This is a genomic window from Pseudomonas sp. A-RE-19 (assembly GCF_019956555.1).
Lineage (GTDB): Bacteria > Pseudomonadota > Gammaproteobacteria > Pseudomonadales > Pseudomonadaceae > Aquipseudomonas.
The window spans coordinates 1-16,796 of record NZ_JAHBDQ010000026.1 but is presented as its reverse complement, the minus strand read 5'-3'; the positions used below and the strand labels follow the sequence as shown (position 1 = coordinate 16,796).

At 59.2% G+C, this 16,796-nt stretch carries 14 protein-coding genes and 1 rRNA gene; 7 read left to right on the top strand and 8 right to left on the bottom strand.

Features of this window, described 5'->3' with window-relative positions; all coding sequences use genetic code 11:
• Positions 1-103: 103 nt before the first annotated feature.
• Positions 104-1,417, bottom strand: coding sequence for an MFS transporter (locus tag KGB14_RS17655; RefSeq protein WP_223488035.1), 1,314 nt, complete (start codon positions 1,415-1,417; stop codon positions 104-106).
• A gap of 192 nt (positions 1,418-1,609) precedes the next feature.
• Between KGB14_RS17655 and KGB14_RS17650 the strand changes: the two genes are divergently transcribed.
• The 3 genes from KGB14_RS17650 (at position 1,610) to KGB14_RS17640 (ending at position 5,091) form a co-directional block, all read left to right on the top strand.
• Positions 1,610-3,028, top strand: a complete 1,419-nt coding sequence (locus KGB14_RS17650; protein ID WP_223488034.1) for a short-chain fatty acid transporter — start codon at positions 1,610-1,612, stop codon at positions 3,026-3,028.
• 184 nt (positions 3,029-3,212) lie between these two features.
• Complete coding sequence (locus KGB14_RS17645) at positions 3,213-4,385, top strand: hypothetical protein (protein ID WP_223488033.1); 1,173 nt, start codon at positions 3,213-3,215, stop codon at positions 4,383-4,385.
• A 181-nt stretch (positions 4,386-4,566) separates the two neighbouring features.
• Positions 4,567-5,091: an SET domain-containing protein gene (locus tag KGB14_RS17640; protein WP_223488032.1), complete on the top strand. Its 525-nt coding sequence runs from the start codon at positions 4,567-4,569 to the stop codon at positions 5,089-5,091.
• A 7-nt stretch (positions 5,092-5,098) separates the two neighbouring features.
• On the opposite strand, the gene can is transcribed toward KGB14_RS17640, so the two are convergent.
• On the bottom strand, positions 5,099-5,743 hold the full coding sequence (gene can, locus KGB14_RS17635; protein ID WP_048397734.1) for a carbonate dehydratase: 645 nt from the start codon (positions 5,741-5,743) through the stop codon (positions 5,099-5,101).
• Between the two features lie 182 nt (positions 5,744-5,925).
• Between can and KGB14_RS17630 the strand changes: the two genes are divergently transcribed.
• Positions 5,926-6,330, top strand: coding sequence for a serine kinase/phosphatase (locus KGB14_RS17630; protein ID WP_223488031.1), 405 nt, complete (start codon positions 5,926-5,928; stop codon positions 6,328-6,330).
• 122 nt (positions 6,331-6,452) lie between these two features.
• Here KGB14_RS17630 and rimI read toward each other — a convergent pair whose 3' ends face one another.
• Together rimI and KGB14_RS17620 are read right to left on the bottom strand one after the other, a co-directional pair.
• A complete protein-coding gene (gene rimI, locus KGB14_RS17625; RefSeq protein WP_223488030.1) occupies positions 6,453-6,905 on the bottom strand; it encodes a ribosomal protein S18-alanine N-acetyltransferase in 453 nt (150 codons plus the stop codon).
• Positions 6,898-7,638 (bottom strand): energy transducer TonB, encoded by a 741-nt coding sequence (locus KGB14_RS17620; protein WP_223488079.1) that lies wholly within the window; start codon positions 7,636-7,638, stop codon positions 6,898-6,900. Before KGB14_RS17620 ends, rimI begins: the two co-directional genes overlap by 8 nt.
• Before the next feature lie 206 nt (positions 7,639-7,844).
• On the opposite strand from KGB14_RS17620, the gene mksB reads away from it, so the two are divergent.
• The 3 genes from mksB to mksF are packed head-to-tail and all read left to right on the top strand — an operon-like array spanning position 7,845 to position 12,650.
• On the top strand, positions 7,845-9,122 hold the full coding sequence (gene mksB, locus KGB14_RS17615) for an Mks condensin complex protein MksB (protein WP_223488029.1): 1,278 nt from the start codon (positions 7,845-7,847) through the stop codon (positions 9,120-9,122).
• Positions 9,112-9,813, top strand: coding sequence for an Mks condensin complex protein MksE (gene mksE, locus KGB14_RS17610; RefSeq protein ID WP_223488028.1), 702 nt, complete (start codon positions 9,112-9,114; stop codon positions 9,811-9,813). Before mksB ends, mksE begins: the two co-directional genes overlap by 11 nt.
• Positions 9,810-12,650 (top strand): Mks condensin complex protein MksF, encoded by a 2,841-nt coding sequence (mksF, locus tag KGB14_RS17605; RefSeq protein WP_223488027.1) that lies wholly within the window; start codon positions 9,810-9,812, stop codon positions 12,648-12,650. Before mksE ends, mksF begins: the two co-directional genes overlap by 4 nt.
• 113 nt (positions 12,651-12,763) lie before the next feature.
• Here mksF and KGB14_RS17600 read toward each other — a convergent pair whose 3' ends face one another.
• The 4 genes from KGB14_RS17600 to rrf form a co-directional block, all read right to left on the bottom strand.
• Positions 12,764-15,067, bottom strand: coding sequence for a PqiB family protein (locus KGB14_RS17600; protein WP_223488026.1), 2,304 nt, complete (start codon positions 15,065-15,067; stop codon positions 12,764-12,766).
• A complete protein-coding gene (locus KGB14_RS17595) occupies positions 15,060-15,683 on the bottom strand; it encodes a paraquat-inducible protein A (RefSeq protein WP_223488025.1) in 624 nt (207 codons plus the stop codon). Before KGB14_RS17595 ends, KGB14_RS17600 begins: the two co-directional genes overlap by 8 nt.
• Positions 15,670-16,329: a paraquat-inducible protein A gene (locus KGB14_RS17590; protein ID WP_223488024.1), complete on the bottom strand. Its 660-nt coding sequence runs from the start codon at positions 16,327-16,329 to the stop codon at positions 15,670-15,672. Before KGB14_RS17590 ends, KGB14_RS17595 begins: the two co-directional genes overlap by 14 nt.
• Before the next feature lie 147 nt (positions 16,330-16,476).
• Positions 16,477-16,592: ribosomal RNA gene (gene rrf, locus KGB14_RS17585) — 5S ribosomal RNA — on the bottom strand.
• Positions 16,593-16,796 lie beyond the last annotated feature (204 nt).

Below are 16,796 nucleotides of genomic sequence, written 5' to 3'. Positions count from 1 at the left end.
GCTGGAATAGAAAGCGGCTTACAGCCTAGCCATCGGCCTTGGAGATATTTTCTGAAGAGTGCTTCAGGGTTGTCCTACAAAAATAGTGGCAATATGAACACCCTCATGTCGCACCGGCCACCGAGCAACGTCCAATTCGCGGCATTCGTGCGCCGAAATACACCGCGCTGCTGATACCCACCGCCCCCATTACCGCGCAGAAGATCACACAAATCCACGGGCTCCACGGCATCAGACCGATCAACAATAGCGGTGTGATGCTCGCCCAGGCCGCGTAGGCAATGTTGTAGGTGAAAGAAATCCCCGAGACGCGAATCCGCGCCGGAAACAGGCTGACCATTACCGACGGCACCGCGCCGACCACCCCACAACCGAGGCCGGCCACCGCATAGGCCAAACCGATCCACTGGCCTTCAATGATCAGGCAGGTGTAGAGCACGCCGATGCCCAAGGGCAGCAGCAGGCTATACAGCATCACCGTGCGCCAGGCGCCGATGCGGTCGACCAGCAGCCCGGCGAGTACACAGCCGATGTTCAGAAACACGATGCCCAAGGCACTCAGGGCGAAAGTACGGCCGGCGGTCATTCCGAAGGTTTTCTGCATCATGGTCGGAGTAATGACCACGAACACCACCACGGCCGAGGTCAGCACGCAGGTGAGGATCATCGCCGGCAGCATCGCCAGGCGATGCTCACGCAGGACCGTGCGCAGCGGCAGTTCGACAGCAGCCTCGCGCTGGGCCTGCATCGCCATGAATACCGGGGTTTCGCTGAGCCAGCGACGCAGCCAGACACCGATGACACCAAACACACCGCCCAGCAGAAACGGGTAGCGCCAGGCGTAATCGAGGATTTCCACCGGGGTGAATACTTGCGCCAGAAAAGTCGCGGTCAAGGCGCCGATCAGATAGCCGAAAGTCAGCCCGGCCTGCAGGAAGCCAAGGGCATAACCGCGATGCCCGACCGGCGCGTGCTCGGCGACGAACACCCAGGCGCTCGGCACTTCACCGCCCACTGCCGCGCCTTGCAAGACTCTGAGGGCTAATAGCAATAACGGTGCGAAATAGCCGATTTGAGCGTAGGTCGGCATGATCCCGATCAGCAGACACGGCAATGCCATCATCAGGATGCTCAGGCTGAAAACCTTCTTGCGTCCCAGTCGGTCGGCGAAATGCGCCATTAGAATCCCGCCTAACGGGCGCGCCAGGTAGCCGGTGACAAAGATCCCGAAGCTTTGCAGCAGACGCAGCCACTCGGGCATTTCTGGCGGGAAGAACAGTTGGCTGAGGGTCAGCGCGAAAAATACAAAAATGATGAAGTCGTAGATTTCCAGCGCACCGCCCAAGGCTGCAAGCCCCAGGGTCTTGTAGTCCGAGCGGGTGAAGGGCGCCGGGCGCGCATCGGTGTTGGCAGTCATGAAAAAGAACTCTGGCAGGAACCAAGGCGCCCATGGTCTACGCAAATGCGCTTGTGGACAACCCGTTAGACCATAGTCCCAAATGCACAAAACAGCGTCACCGCAACAAATCGATTGATTTACTGTTGGCAACGACCGCAAGGGCCTTTGCAGCCCTGAACACCACAATAAACATAAAAACGAGGTACTCCCGTGGCCGCTGATATCGAAGATAGCCGCTATGCACGCTTTGCCCTGCTCTGTTCAAACTTTGCCGAACGCTGGTTCCCCGACTCCTGGGTATTCGCCGCCCTGGCGGTGATTATCGTCGCTGTGGCGACCATGATCATGGGCGCCAAACCCACCGACGCCGCCATGGCCTTTGGTGACGGGTTCTGGAGCCTGATTCCGTTCACCATGCAGATGGCGTTCGTGGTGATCGGCGGTTACGTGGTCGCCAGTTCGCCACCGGCGGTGAAACTGATTGATCGCCTGGCACGAATCCCGAAAAACGGCCGCTCCGCCGTGGCCTGGGTGGCGCTGATTTCCATGGTCGCGTCGTTACTGAACTGGGGTTTGTCACTGGTGTTTGGCGGGTTGCTGGTGCGCGCCCTCGCCCGCCGTACCGATCTGAAAATGGATTACCGCGCTGCCGGTGCCGCCGCCTATCTCGGTCTAGGGGCGGTCTGGGCCCTGGGTCTGTCATCGTCCGCGGCACAATTACAGGCCAACCCGGCCAGCCTGCCACCGTCGATTCTGTCGATCACAGGCGTCATTCCTTTCACTCAAACGATCTTTCTCTGGCAGTCGGGTGTGTTGCTGCTGGCACTGATCGTGGTCTCGCTGATCGTGGCCTACGCCACCGCTCCCGGCCCGGCGACAGCCCGCGACGCCAAGGCCTGCGGCATCGATCCGAGTTTCAGCCTGCCGGCGCCGCCACCGCGCACCCGTCCCGGCGAATGGCTGGAATACAGCCCGCTGCTGACGATTGTGCTGGCATTGCTGGCGGCCGGATGGCTGTTTCATGAGTTTGCGACCAAACCGGCGATCAGCGCGATTTCCGGACTGAACACCTACAACTTCCTGTTCCTGATGCTGGGCGCGCTGCTGCACTGGCGCCCGCGCAGCTTCCTCGATGCAGTGGCCCGCGCAGTGCCGACCACCACCGGCGTGCTGATCCAGTTCCCGTTGTATGGCTCGATCGCCGCACTGATGACCGTGGTCAAGGGCACCGACGGACAGACCTTGGCCCACCACATCTCGACCTTTTTCGTACAAATCGCGTCCCACGACACCTACGCCCTGTTGATGGGCGTGTACTCGGCCATCCTCGGCTTCTTCATCCCGTCCGGTGGCGGCAAATGGATCATTGAAGCGCCATACGTCATGCAAGTGGCCAACGACCTGAACTACCACCTGGGTTGGGCCGTACAGATCTACAACGCCGCCGAGGCCCTGCCGAACCTGATCAACCCGTTCTACATGCTGCCGCTGCTGGGCGTGCTCGGGTTGAAGGCGAGGGATTTGATCGGGTTTTCGTTCGTGCAATTGCTGGTACACACGCCACTCGTGCTATTTCTGCTGTGGGCACTGGGGACGACGCTTACGTATATGGCGCCGGTGATGCCTTAAACGGACCTTCAGATCATCATGGCTACAGTGTGGGTGCAGGTTCGCTCCCACATCGAGCACTCATCGTCCCGGGCTGCCGGTGAAACGAGCGATCTTTTCACCTGGGCACTGGACCGTTCGACACAAGTAGTTTCAGTATGTACCCGCCCCGCCTCCGAGGGCTCACGCTGAAAAGGATCTGAGCATGTTCAAACTCGCAGGACTCACCCTCGCCGCACTCACCCTGAGTGCCGCCGCCCACGCCGACGTCGATCTGAAGCTGGGCAGTACCGAACGCGTCACGCGGCTGTTTTCCTACCCCAACAACTGCAATGTCATCTGCTATCGCAACTGGACACTGGAGCAGACCGTTGAGCATTACCTGACCCAAAGCGTCCAGCGCGATGGCTACAAAACCGCAAAAGTGGTGGTCAAAACCGACAACAAGCACCTCTACGCCAATATCAGCGGTGTGCCCAAAGGCTATGAAAAACCACTGGCCGCGCTGCTCGATGCCGGCGATCTGGCCTACAACGGCGCCAGCAAGCTGAATGCCGATGGTAAATGGACTTTTAGCTGGTACCTGTTCCTGCCGCTGGGCATGGCGCTGGAAAACCGCAAAAGCGTTGAACTGCTGCACTTCCCGCCGGATTATTCGCTGATCCAGGCCCAGGACTACCTGGAGTCCAAGACCACCGACCGTTGGGCCACGCTACTGACCGCCAACGGCATCCCCGCCGACCAGACACCGGGCTATCAGACCATCATCGACATCGCGCCGATTGCCGCGCCAGCCAGCGCCGGCAAGGACCTGGAAGGCGTCTACAACTACTTCACGGACTACCAGACCACCATGGTCAAGGAAGTCAGCCAGAACACCAGCGGCGCGACGTTGCCAATGGTTGCCTTCGGCGCACCGGTGCGTAACTGGATCAAGCAACAATACGGGCAGACCGTGGACATATTGGGCCTGGCAACCATCAGCCCGAGCGCGGGTGTAAAAGTGCCAGTACTGGGTTCCAACCACCCGAGCTACATCTGGTACGCCGCCGATCCGACGGCCTACAGTGGCAGCGATGCCCAGGCCAAGGCCGACGCCGCGGGGCTGAAAGTCATGGGGCAGGATTTGAGCGCCGCGTGCTGGCAGGCGGGGATGGGCAGCAAACCGGGCACCGACCCTACCGTTCAGCTGAAAAGCTGCACCCAGACCTGGCAGGTGACCCAGAAAGAAAAAACCTGCGAACTGTTCTACACCTCGATTCGCAATCTGACGCCTGAAAAGGCAGTGGCCCAGTGCGCAACTCCCACGGTCAAATCTGAGCTGAAACAGCTGAAGACCCCATCCCTGGCGACCTCCGCCCCTGCCCCACACTTGTAAACCCGCTGAAGTCTTTCCCGTGTGAGCCATGGCTGACACGGGAAAGAGCCTTTTTCGCCTGTCATATCTGACAGTAGAACAATTGTTTCATTTACGAGAGGCTTGGGGCGTACCCACGTGCTGCAGAGCTGACCGGATGTCAGCTGAAAGAGGTTGTAGCACCCATCTGACAAGGATTGTTATGAGAGACCACGTCCAACAAGGAATACCTCCACCGCCACCCAATGGCATTTATCCATTTGTAGAGTTGCCCCTTCGCCTTGGATTCCCCTCCAAGGACGACTTCGAAATCCTCTACAACACTGAGGGCTCGGCAACAGCGGTCACGGCACTGCGCGAGTTCCCCCGCATCAGCCGAATCTGCCGGGTTTCCGGGCATTTGTTGCCCTATCGCTGCCGACACACCCGGCAGCTGGCGCCGGGAATCCACGTCTACGATCCGCGCTTCTGCGGTCTGCTAAGCCACTCCTGCGACCCCAACGTCTTTCTCGACATGAGCGAGCTGTGGTTATGGGCGCTCAAAGACATCAAAAAGGGTGACCGGCTGACGATGGATTTCGCCGCGACAGAAGACAAGCTGCTGCGACAGTTCGCCTGCCGCTGCGGTTGTCCCTGCTGCCGTGGCTGGATCATCGGCTATGACGAGTCGCCGAACGCCAATGGAGAACAGTTTTTCCAACACTGGCGTCGACGAAGTCTCGGTTGAAAGGCTTTTACAACGCCTCGACCGGACGCAAACGGTATTGCGGCGGTAGCTGTTCGAAACCACTGATGGTGGCGTTCAGGCTTTTCCAGCGACCGTCCTTGATGCCATAGATGCAACCGTGAATCGACAGGCTCTGCCCGCGATGCCAGGCATTTTGCACAATGCTGGTGTGACCGACGTTGGCCACCTGTTGGATCACGTTGAGCTCGCAGAGGCGGTCCACCCGTTCTTCTTCGGTGGGCAACTTGGCCAGTTCATCGCGTTTTTCATAATAAAGATCGCGAATCGAGCGCAGCCAGCCGTCGATCAGGCCCAACTGACGGTCCTGCATCGAGGCGCGCACACCGCCGCAGCCATAGTGACCGGTGACGAGGATGTGTTTGACCTTGAGCACATCGACCGCGTACTGAATCACCGACAAGCAGTTGAGGTCGGTGTGCAGCACCACGTTGGCTACGTTGCGGTGCACAAACAAGTCGCCTGGCAACATGCCCACGATCTCGTTCGCCGGCACGCGGGCATCGGAGCAACCGATCCACAAGTATTCCGGGGTTTGTTGACGGGCCAGCTTGGCGAAGAAATCAGGATCTTCCTGGGTGATCGCGTCGGCCCAGCGCTCATTGTTATCAATCAGATCTTGTAATTCGTTCATGCAATGAAGCCTCGATAATGATGCACAACTTTGACAGACGACCACCCGTCGGGGTCACGCGCGCGATGCAGATCCCCTCTGATGCCATGATGCATATAACCGCTAGCCGGCCTCCATGCTGGCGGAATTCTGAGGCGTCCAGTGGGTCAACCGTAGTAAGGCCTACAGTATGAGGAATTGCCATGACTGATTCACGACGTCCGTTCGATGCGGCGCAACCCGAGCCCGTCGACGACAACGAAGACCGCATGGGCTCAGTGCATGAGCTGGATTTCGACGAGGAAGAACCCAGCGCGAAAATCGGTGATGAGCTGCCAGAGAAAGAACGCGAGCATCTGATGCCCCGGGAACGCGTGCGCGAGGCTGGCATGACCGGCGCCTCGGCCGATGACCACAACCCCACCGATGACGACCTGAGCCCGGAAACCCTGATCCGTGAAGACGGTGCCCGGGATGCCAAGGAAGCGGGCGAAGGCGAGCAGGCCGATTGGGATCTGAGCATTGTCGATGAAGACGACATCGGCGGAGGCAACGGGCTGGATGAGGCGGAATTGGCGCGGCGCGATCCGATGGATGGCAAGCGTTGATCCACAGGTCTGACCGGACGCCAATAATGTAGGAGCTGTCGAAGGCTGCGATCTTTTGATCTTTTATTGTCGCGACACACAAAAATCAAAAGATCGCAGCCTTCGGCAGCTCCTACGCGGGGTCAGTCCACCAAAGTGCACGCCATGACCACGGCATCTTCGCGCCCACCCACCGCCGGGTAATAATCCCGCCGACGTCCGATTTCATTGAACCCATACCGCTCATACAACCGAAATGCCGCCCGGTTGCTATCACGCACTTCCAGAAAACATTCCCGCGCCTCTGCCTTGTAGGCAATCGACATCAAATGCTCCAGCAGCGTCAAACCCAGGCCTCGGCCCTGATTTTCCGGTTTGACGGTGATGTTCAGCAGATGCGCCTCGTCGAGAATGATCTGCACCACGCCATGACCGACCTGCTGCTGACCTTCGAACATCAGCCAGATCTGGTACTTGCCCAGGCCATCGAGAAAAATCCCGCGGGTCCAGGGATGGCTGTAAGCCGCATATTCGATTTTCAGTACAGCGTCCAGGTCCGCCTCGATCATCGGGCGGAACGATACAGCGTCACTCATTCGATTCTTTCCAGCGCGCCATCAGCCGACGCATGGCTTGCCAGACATCAGCCTTACGCTGTGGCTCTTCCATTAATAATTCCAGACCCGGCAGGGCCCAGACCGAACCCAGACCTTCGACCTGAAGTTCGCGGTTGAAGGATTCGGCGTTCGCCTCACCGGCAAAACGCACCGCCGGCAGGCCGATCAGCCACAGGCAGACGCACGGAGCGTCTTCCAGACGGGCCGACAGAAAGCCTTGTACAAAATCCCGAGCCGCTTCCGGCCCTTGGTCCATGGTGCCGCGCGCCAGCAGCGGCCAACGCACCGGCTCGCCGACAATCTGCGGGCTGTCCGGCAGACCGGCGGCGCGCAACATGTCCTTGAGCAACAGATAGGCCGGATCGCGGGTCTGGAAGCTTTCGCCTGTGGGTAACTCCACCAGCAACAGGCAGCGACCGGCGCGCAACAATTGCAGGGCGAAACGCGGTGGCGGAACGTGTGGGGCCTTGGCGACGACCGGCGCCTCCTCTTCTTCGACCTTGGCGTTCGTGCGGGTGCTGGCCAACGATGGCCGTGGCACCTCGATCTTCACCCGTTCGGCCGGTTTGGCCGCATGTTCTACGGGCGCCTCAGCCACAGGAGCCTGTACAACCGGGGCGATGACCAACGGCTCGGGCATCTCCAGCAGTTCGGGCCGCGATGGTGCGGCAAAGGGCAATTCGGTGCGCGGCAGCCAGTTGACCACCTGCATGGCGGTCAAATAAGCGCGGCGACGGGACTCGATAAGCAAAGGTCAGCCACTTGTGGATAACTAAAGTGCGGTGATTCTACCGCCCTTCGCTCAAGATCGCCCACGCTTGATCGATAGAAAGCCGACAGTCCATCCCGAGAGTGAATCGACACGGCTGCGATGCAGTACAATCGTCGCTTTTAATTGCCAACCAGCCGGCCATTCCGATGATCGAACCCAAGCGCGTCTTGCGCGCCCTCGCTGAACACTGGGCACTTCTGGAGCCACTGTGCGAGCACTTCGACCAAGGCACCCTGAGCCTCAACGAACTGCGCACGCAACTGGCCGCCCAGCAACTGGACAGCACACCGCAGGACATCACCAGCCTGCTGGACGTGTGGATCCGCCTCGACATTCTGGTTCCCGTGGCGAAAAGCCCGAACCGTTTCGAGCTCAACGCGCAGATCCACGACTTCCTCGCTTACCTGCGCCGTGAACACCGTCTGGGCCTGTGCCTGGAAATCGAAGCCTATTTGCGCCATCTCGAGCGCCTGGCCGGTTACATCCAGGACGCCTTCGACATTCGCGACGGCAACGATCTGGCGCGCCAGTTGCGCTTGCTCGACATGCGCGTGCGGGATGTACTGAAAAAACTCGCCAACGACGAACAGGCTTTGGTGGCCGTCGCGGAACGGGCCAAGACCAGCGACCGGCAAATTCCATTGCGTCAGCGCTACGCTGAAGTGCTGGCGACCTGGGACGAATACGTCGAACCGATGATTCAGTTGGTCAATGCCGACGGCGCCTTCGAACAAGGCGTGCGCAAGGTCGAAAACGTCCTGCTGAAGATGCTCACTGAACAGCAGCGCCTCGGCCACTTGGTCGACGACGATATGCTGCTGCGCACCCACGCGCGCATCCTCGAAATGCAGACCAGCGCCCAGCTGACCTTGCGTCATGCCCGCGAATTGCTGCTGCCACTGCGTGAAGAAGCGCGTCGTCATAATGCCGTAACCCGTGGCGCGGCGCTGGCCCTGGCGGCCATCCGTCGTAAAGGTATCGATGCGGTGCCGCAAGCCGCGATGCCGATGTTCACTCGCCCGCAAAGCACCTTCCTTGGCAGCGCCAGTCAGGTCGAAGCCTACGTGTACGCCTTGGCCCGTTTCGAGCCAAAACCGGCGCGCTTCCCCAAAGCTCACAAGACCCAGAAAGGCGAAGCCCCCCGCGCGCCACGCACGGTTCGGGAAATGCTCGAACGCTGCGAAGACGCCCTGCCGATGCCAGACCTGATGACCTGGCTGCTGGAGCAGGAGCCGGACGGCGCCACCGACGAATTGCTTTATTGGTTCTCGCGCCTGTCGCGGGAGAAACGTTTCAAACGCGAGCGTCTGGAACGCCGCGATTACCACACTCACGAGCATCAGGTCAGCCTGCGCTCCTTCGCCCTGCTCTCGGCCCGCGATGACGCGCCCGAGAATTCTGCGAGCATTCCACATGCATCTTGATCTTTCCGAACTGTCCCAGCTGGCGCCAATTTTTCGCGAGCTGTTCAAGGGCTATCACGTCAGCCGCCGCGATCCGGAGCTGTACGCCCAATTGTCGAATTTCCAGGACCAGTACCGCACCCTGTTCAAGGCATTGGGCTTTGAGCTGGTCTGCGACACCCGGGGTTTCTACTACTTCGTCCCGGACCTCGCTGCTGCGGCGGTGAACAAGACTGCCCAGCGACTGGCGCTGTTCACCTTCATCCTCGTCGAGCATCTGGCGGATCAGGGCCGTGACCCGATTGCCGTGCTCGACGGTGGCAGCCTCGGTCGCGATGAATTGCCCTCGTTGCTGGAAAAGTACCGCGACCTGTTCATTCAGGCCGAGGTCCAGACTCAAGACGAACTGGAAGAAAAGATCATGCGCCGCATGACCCAGCTCGGTTTCGCCAGCGAAGAGCCCGGTATCTACCGTTTCCTGCCGCCGATGCACCGCTTCCTCGACGTGTGCCTGTCGGTTCAGCAGGACCGTGATCTGGCCGCCAGCCTGCACAGCGTGCTGCCATTGCCAGTTCCGGTGTTGATCGACGACGACAGCGACGAGAAGCTGCTGCAAACCGACGACCCGCTGGATTTGAGCGACTTCGCTGAAGAAAGCGAAGAAGACGCCCTGGCCCGCGCCATTGCCGAAGAACAGGAGACCGACGCATGAGCAAGGAACGCTACGGCATTCGCCGCTTTGCCCTTTTGAACACCGCCGGTTACAGCCTTGGCCTGTTCCCGCTGGAAGAGCCGTTGTCGGTTTACGGCGCGAACAACCTCGGTAAATCCGCCTCGATCAACGCCTTGCAGTTCCCGATTCTGGCGCGCATGTCGGACATGAGTTTCGGCAAGTACAGCCTGGAGCAATCCCGGCGTTTCTACTTCGCCTCCGACACCAGCTACATCCTGGTGGAAGTGTCCCTGCCCCACGGCCCGCACGTGATTGGCGTGGTCGGCCGCGGCCCGGGCGGCGGTTTCGGTCACCAGTTCTTTGCCTACGCCGGCAAGCTCGACCTGGCTCATTATCAGAAAGACGACACCTGCCTGCGGCAAAAAGAGCTGTTCACCAACCTCGAGCGCGAAGGCCTGAAAGCCTACGAACTCAAGCCGGATGAACTGCGTCGTTTGCTGGTGGGCGGTCACACCTCGATTCCGCTGGACCTGACCCTGATCCCGCTGCGCTCCACCAGCGAGCAGAGCCTGAAAACCTTCCGCGCACTGTTCATCAACCTGCTGCACATGCGCGAAATCACCGCGGCCAAGCTCAAGCAACTGTTCCTCGATGCTTTCGAACACAGCCTGCGTTCCGGCAGCGTCGATTACATCGCCGCGTGCGAAGAAGCCTTCCGCGATGTCCGTCGCATGGAACAGGACTACAACTCCCTGGTCGCTGCCGGCCCATTGGTCGAAGCCTTGGCCAACGGTGTGAAGCAGCGGGACATCCTGCGCGGCAAACTGCATCGCCTGTCGCCGCTGCTCGACTCCCTGCTCGGGACCTGGTCGGACTACGCCAGCGCGCGCAAGGAAGAACTGACGATTCAGGCCGAGCACTACCGCAACGAGCAGGACGCCCTGCAAAACGACCAACGCGGTGGCACTCAGGAACTGATGCGCCTGGAGCGGGAAATCACCGGCATCCAGCGCTGGCTCGGCGAGTTGTCGGTGCTCAAGCATCGCTTCGCCCTGGTCGATGACGTCAAAGTCCTTGAGCAACAACTGCTCGCGGCCAAGGATGCGCACGACGAACTGGCCGGTGCGCTGGCCCAGTCGCGGCAGTTCTCGGCCGAGGATCTGGAAGAACGCCTGCGGGATCTGGAAAAACGCCTGAAGTCGGTGAAACAGCAACTCGATCACGCCGACAACAACAGCTATGCCCGTTTGCGTGAAGAGTTCTCGCAACAGGACGTCGAGCGCCTGATGCGGCTCTTCAACAGCGCGTTGTTCAGCCTGCCACTGGGCGAACACGGCATTACGCTGGACGAGGAGGGTCAGTGGGTCAAATCCATGGAACTGATCCTTGATGGCTTCAAAGGCGAGCGTTTCGAAGTGCCGGGCCTGTCCATCGACATCTCGCACATCGAGCCCCCTGCCCTGCAGGCCCTGGCCGACCGCGCAGCGCTGCGCGATCAGAAAGACCGCCTGGAAAAAGAACTCAAGCAGCTGAAAACTCAAGCGGCCGTGGCAGCCGACCGCGCGGCCAGCAAGACCCAGACCGAAGCGCTGTACCAGCAAGTGCTGGATGCGCAGAAAGCCCTGGAAGATTTCCGCCGCGCGCAAACCTTGAGCGCCGAAGAAGGCGACAAGCTTGAGCAATTGGCGCAGATGGAAGCCGCTCAGGACGAATTGAAGCGTTCCAGCGATGCCTTCACCGAACGCGTCCAGCAACTGTCGGCCAAGCTGCAACTGGTCGGACGGCAGATCGGCGACATGGAAGCCAAGCAACGCACCCTCGACGACGCCCTGCGCCGCCGTCAGCTGTTGCCGGCCGACCTGCCCTTCGGCACGCCGTTCATGGACCCGGTCGACGACTCCATGGACAACCTGCTGCCGCTGCTCAATGACTATCAGGACAGCTGGCAAGGTTTGCTGCGCAGTGACGGGCAGATCGACGCGCTCTACGCTCAGGTTCGCCTCAAGGGCGTGGCCAAGTTCGACAGCGAAGACGATATGGAGCGTCGCCTGCAACTGCTGATCAACGCCTACGCACACCGCACCGACGAAGCCCTGACCCTCGGCAAGGCGCGCCGTGCGGCGGTCACCGACATCGCCCGGACCCTGCGTAACATCCGCAGCGACTATGACAGCCTCGAACATCAATTGGCGCTGTTCAACCGCGAGATCAACAAGCGTCAGGTCTCCAACCTGCAAAGCTTCCGCATCGTGCTCGCGCCGAACAAGGAAGCGCTCAAGCACATTGACCAGATCATCCACAGTGCCGGTCAGTACGAAGAAGGCGAAACCCTCTCCGTCTTCGACCTGAGCCAAAGCGCCGATCAGGACAACAAGAACGAAGAAGCCAAGGAATACCTGGCGCGGCTGGTGGCCGCGAACCACAACCAGCTTGGCCTCAAGGATTTGTTCGAGCTGGCGTTCGAGATCACCAAGGTCAACGGCCAGCCGGTGATCCACACCGATATCGACGGCGCCGCCTCCAACGGCACCACCATGACCATCAAGGCGCTGACCAACATGTACTTGTTGCTGCACTTGATGGATCGCGACCAGGCCGGTCGCGTGCGCCTGCCGTACTACCTCGACGAGGCAGCGGACATCGACGAGAAGAACCAGGCAGCGCTGCTGGAAACCAGCCTGCAACTGGGCTTCGTGCCGATCCTGGCGAGTGTGAAGCCGCAAGTCTGCGCCAGTGTCGCCATCGACCTGGAAGGCGGCAGCGGCCCGAACGGCATTTACATCGACGAGGCGGACTGGAAGTACATCCGTCGTCACGATGAAGTGAAGGCAACCGTTGTTGCACAAGCTGATGAGCCAGAGCTGGATGCGGTCTGATTTGACTTAATCCAAAGCCATAAAAAAGGCCGCGATCCAATGGATCGCGGCCTTTTTTTATCTTTTCATTGTAGGAGCGAGGCTTGCCCGCGAAGGCGTATAGCCAGGCACTCTTACTTTCCGAGCGAAATCTTCGGCGCCCAGGTCAGCCATTCATCTTCAAACTTGTCGAACAACGGGAACGTTTGCTCGGGCCGCGCCGGGACACCCATGCGGTCGCCATCCGGCGTGGCGAAGGCGATGCCGCCCTGAATCAGCGTTTCCAGCGATTCGGTGCGTATGGTCGCGCCTTTGAACAAGCCGTAGTCAAAACCAAAACCACTGGTGTTCCAGAACCGCGTGCCACTGCGAACCAGTGGTGCGTACTTCGGTTCGATCAGGATGTGCACCAACACCCGATCAGCCGTCTGGCCCAGTTCATAGCCGGTCACCTTGCCTACCGTGATTTCGCGATAGGTAACAGGCACACCGGTCTTCAGCGAGCCGCGACGAGCAGCGCTCAACACCAGGCTTAAACCAGCCTCTTCCTTGGCGGTTTCCGGGGGATTGGTCAGGGCCACGAAGTTCTTCTGCGGGCCAAGGTTCTTCGGCGCCGGTTGTACCTCGATGTATTGCCCGGTGACCAACGTCTCAAGGTTCGAGGTTTTAATCAGACCGAGCTCAGGTTTGACCACCCAGAATTGACTGCCCACCCGAGCGATACGCTCCGGCACTTCGGTGATCCGCGCGCTCAGCAGCACCGATTGCAGGTCATCACTGAGGTCGACGTCTTCAATCTTGCCAACGTCCAGACCTTTGTATCGAATCGGCGTGCCGCTGCGCAGACCATCGGCGCGATCGACCTTGATCGTCACCACGGTGCCTTTCTGCGTTGCCTCGTCATGGTTGGCATGCAGGCGAAAACGTGGAATTCGCTTCTGCAACGGCGCTTTCGCTTCCGGGGTTTCGAAGGCGATACCGCCGGCCAGCAGGCTTTGCAACGACTCACTTTTGACCTGGATGCCGCCGGTCAACCCACCGGTGAGCGTTATGCCGCTGGCATTCCAGAAGCGTGTCGAGGCATTGACCAGCCCTTCGTATTCCTTCTCGATGTGCACCCCGATCACCAGCTGCTTTTTGGTGCGGGAAAATTGATAGCTCTGTACCGAACCGACTTTAACCTGCTTGTAGAGAATCGGACTGCCGACTTCCAGTGAACCGAGGTTCTCGGTGAACAGCACCAGGTGCAGGCCCGGTGAACGCAGATCCAGTGGCGGCGCCTTGGCTCGAGCTTCGAACTCGCGCTGCGGTGCGCCACCCTTGTCGCCAGGACGCACGGCGATGTAGTTACCTTTGACCAGTGCTTCCAGGCCGGTGATACCGGCGAGGGAAATCGACGGTTTGACCACCCAGAACTGTGTGCCGGTGACCAGGTATTCCTCGGCCAGTGGATCAAGCGTCAACTCGGCGGTCGCACTGGACAGGTCCGGATCAATCTTGAGCATTTTCAAATTACCGACCTGAATACCTTTGTACATCACCGGCGTACGGCCGGCCTGCAGGCCTTCGAAATCGCTGAGTTTGACCTTGACCCGAATACCGGCGGCGGCTGCATCGAAGTCTTCATAGAGACGGAACGGCAGGCTTGGATCGGTAGGTGGACTGTCCTTGCGGTTTTCCGGCGTGGCAAACGCAATACCACCGGCGACGATACTGGCGAGGGACTCACTACGCACTTTCACACCGGAGAGGTTGGCGTCGATACTGATGCCGCTAGCATTCCAGAAACGCGTGTGTTTGCGCACCAGGTTGGCGTAGGTCGGCTCGATGAAGACTTTGAGTTCGACAGTGCTCTGGTCTGCGGACAGCTCGTAGCTTTTGATCTGACCGACCTGGATCTGTTTGTAGAACACCGGGCTGCCGCGATTCAGCGAGCCAAGGCGATCAGCCTTGATGGTCAGGTGCAGGCCGGGCTTGGCGTCTGACAGCGGAGGCTCATGGGCCAAGGCCTTGAACTTGCGGGTCGGCTCGCCTTCGCCTGGGCTGACGGCTACATAGTTACCCGAGACCAGTGTCTCCAGGCCCGTGATACCGGCCAGCGTCACGCTCGGTTTAACCAGCCAGAAGCGTGTGCTGGTCCTGAGGTATTGCTCCACGTCCTTGTTCATCTCGATGGTGGCAATCACCCCTTTGGAGCTGCCTTCGTCATCGAGTTTCAAGGCTTTCACTTTACCGACCGACATACCTTTGTAGACGACTTCGGTCTTGTTGGCCTGAATGCCTTCACCGCTTTCAAAGCGCACCTGTATCTCGATGCCGGTTTCGCTGTAGGCACGCCAGCCGAGCCAGGCGCCGATGATCAAGGCGATCAGGGGCAACACCCAGATGGCAGACCAGTTCGAGGCCGGTCGGGTTTTCGCTTTAGGCAAATCAGTCATGGTCGTCGTCCGACTCCGTGTTATCCCAAATCAGTCGGGGATCGAAAGTTACTGCGGCAAGCATCGTCAGAATCACCACACTGGCGAAGGCGATGGCGCCAAGATTGGCTTCGACGCTGGCAAGCCGTCCGAAATTCACAACCGCCACCAGGATGGCGATCACAAAGATATCCAGCATCGACCAGCGGCCGATGAACTCGATAAAGCGGTACATCCAAATGCGCTGGCGCGCCGAGAGTGGCTGGTGGCGCTGCACCGAAAATAGCAGCAAACCTATCCCCACCAGCTTGAACGTGGGCACCAGAATACTGGCGATAAAAACCACGGCTGCGATTGGAATCATGCCGTGCTGAACCAGTTGGATCACACCGGACATGATGGTGCTCGGATCGCCTTGGCCCAGGGAATTGACGGTCATGATCGGCAGCACGTTGGCCGGGATGTAGAGAATCGCGCTTGTAATCAACAACGCCCAGGTACGCATCAGGCTGTTCGGGCGGCGAGCGTGAACCAGCGCACCGCAGCGGGTGCAGACCTGCTCGTCGGAATCGGCTTCCTGCTTATTCAACTCGTGGCATTCGGCACAAATCAAAATGCCCGCATCAATCGCCCGCATGGGCATCTTCTCCTGATAAAGCCTGCCAGATCTGGTGCGGTGACATCACCACTTCCAGCCAAACCTGAACCAACAACAAACTGATAAAGCACGCCAGACCAAGACCTACGGTGATCGCCGCCATATCGGCTAATTTGACAATCGCAACCAGTACGCCCATGAGGTAAACCTCGAGCATCCCCCAGTCCCGTAGATGGTGATAAATGCGATAGAGCAGCAAACCGTAACTGCGTCCGATATCGAAGCGAATACTCAGTAATACGACCAGTTGGCAAAGCAGCTTGAGCAGCGGAATCCCCATGCTGCAGAGAAACACCACGACCGCGACACCTCGCATACCGGTATCGAACAGACCGACAACGCCACTCCAGACAGTGTCGTGCGACGATTGTCCGAGTACATTGAGCTGCATGATCGGTAAAAAGTTCGCAGGGATGAACAACAATAGTGCGGCAATGACCAAGGCAAGACTGCGCTGCACGACATTGTGTCGATGGGCATACAGTTCATAACCGCAACGTGGACAGATGGCCTTCTCGCCATGAGCAAGCTCAGGCTTGCGCATCAGCAAGTCGCACTCATGACACGCTACCAAGTCGTCCAGTGGTACATCTGACAGCCCGGGGGCGTCAACCGGATCTGGCATAAGGGCTCTGGCTCCAAAAAAGTTGGACCTATTCTAGTGTCCTGACTCGAAAATAACTGTGCAATTTTGTATTGTCGCCAGCGTGCTTTTTCCAGCGGACAAACAAAACCCCTACCTGCATACGCAGATAGGGGTTTCGGAATTTAATCTTGACGATGACCTACTCTCACATGGGGAAACCCCACACTACCATCGGCGATGCATCGTTTCACTGCTGAGTTCGGGATGGGATCAGGTGGTTCCAATGCTCTATGGTCGTCAAGAAATTCGGTAGCCGGCGCGTTCTCCTTGCGGATCACGTTCCAGCGAATGGGTATGCGATAGTTTGTGTGTTTTTACTCGAACTTTCGGTTCGTTTCGTCTTCACACACCGCAATCTGGTGCCTCTTCAGGTCAGCAAATTGCTTGGGTGTTATATGGTCAAGCCTCACGGGCAATTAGTATTGGTTAGCTCAACGCCTCACAGC

What these genes read in the sequence shown, in the direction of transcription:
- KGB14_RS17655 (WP_223488035.1), bottom strand. Translation starts at nt 1,417, where the DNA reads ATGACTGCCAACACCGATGCGCGCCCGGCGCCCTTCACCCGCTCGGAC.
- KGB14_RS17645 (WP_223488033.1), top strand. Translation starts at nt 3,213, where the DNA reads ATGTTCAAACTCGCAGGACTCACCCTCGCCGCACTCACCCTGAGTGCC.
- KGB14_RS17640 (WP_223488032.1), top strand. Translation starts at nt 4,567, where the DNA reads ATGAGAGACCACGTCCAACAAGGAATACCTCCACCGCCACCCAATGGC.
- can (WP_048397734.1), bottom strand. Translation starts at nt 5,743, where the DNA reads ATGAACGAATTACAAGATCTGATTGATAACAATGAGCGCTGGGCCGAC.
- KGB14_RS17630 (WP_223488031.1), top strand. Translation starts at nt 5,926, where the DNA reads ATGACTGATTCACGACGTCCGTTCGATGCGGCGCAACCCGAGCCCGTC.
- rimI (WP_223488030.1), bottom strand. Translation starts at nt 6,905, where the DNA reads ATGAGTGACGCTGTATCGTTCCGCCCGATGATCGAGGCGGACCTGGAC.
- KGB14_RS17620 (WP_223488079.1), bottom strand. Translation starts at nt 7,638, where the DNA reads ATGCAGGTGGTCAACTGGCTGCCGCGCACCGAATTGCCCTTTGCCGCA.
- mksB (WP_223488029.1), top strand. Translation starts at nt 7,845, where the DNA reads ATGATCGAACCCAAGCGCGTCTTGCGCGCCCTCGCTGAACACTGGGCA.
- mksE (WP_223488028.1), top strand. Translation starts at nt 9,112, where the DNA reads ATGCATCTTGATCTTTCCGAACTGTCCCAGCTGGCGCCAATTTTTCGC.
- mksF (WP_223488027.1), top strand. Translation starts at nt 9,810, where the DNA reads ATGAGCAAGGAACGCTACGGCATTCGCCGCTTTGCCCTTTTGAACACC.
- KGB14_RS17600 (WP_223488026.1), bottom strand. Translation starts at nt 15,067, where the DNA reads ATGACTGATTTGCCTAAAGCGAAAACCCGACCGGCCTCGAACTGGTCT.
- KGB14_RS17595 (WP_223488025.1), bottom strand. Translation starts at nt 15,683, where the DNA reads ATGCGGGCGATTGATGCGGGCATTTTGATTTGTGCCGAATGCCACGAG.
- KGB14_RS17590 (WP_223488024.1), bottom strand. Translation starts at nt 16,329, where the DNA reads ATGCCAGATCCGGTTGACGCCCCCGGGCTGTCAGATGTACCACTGGAC.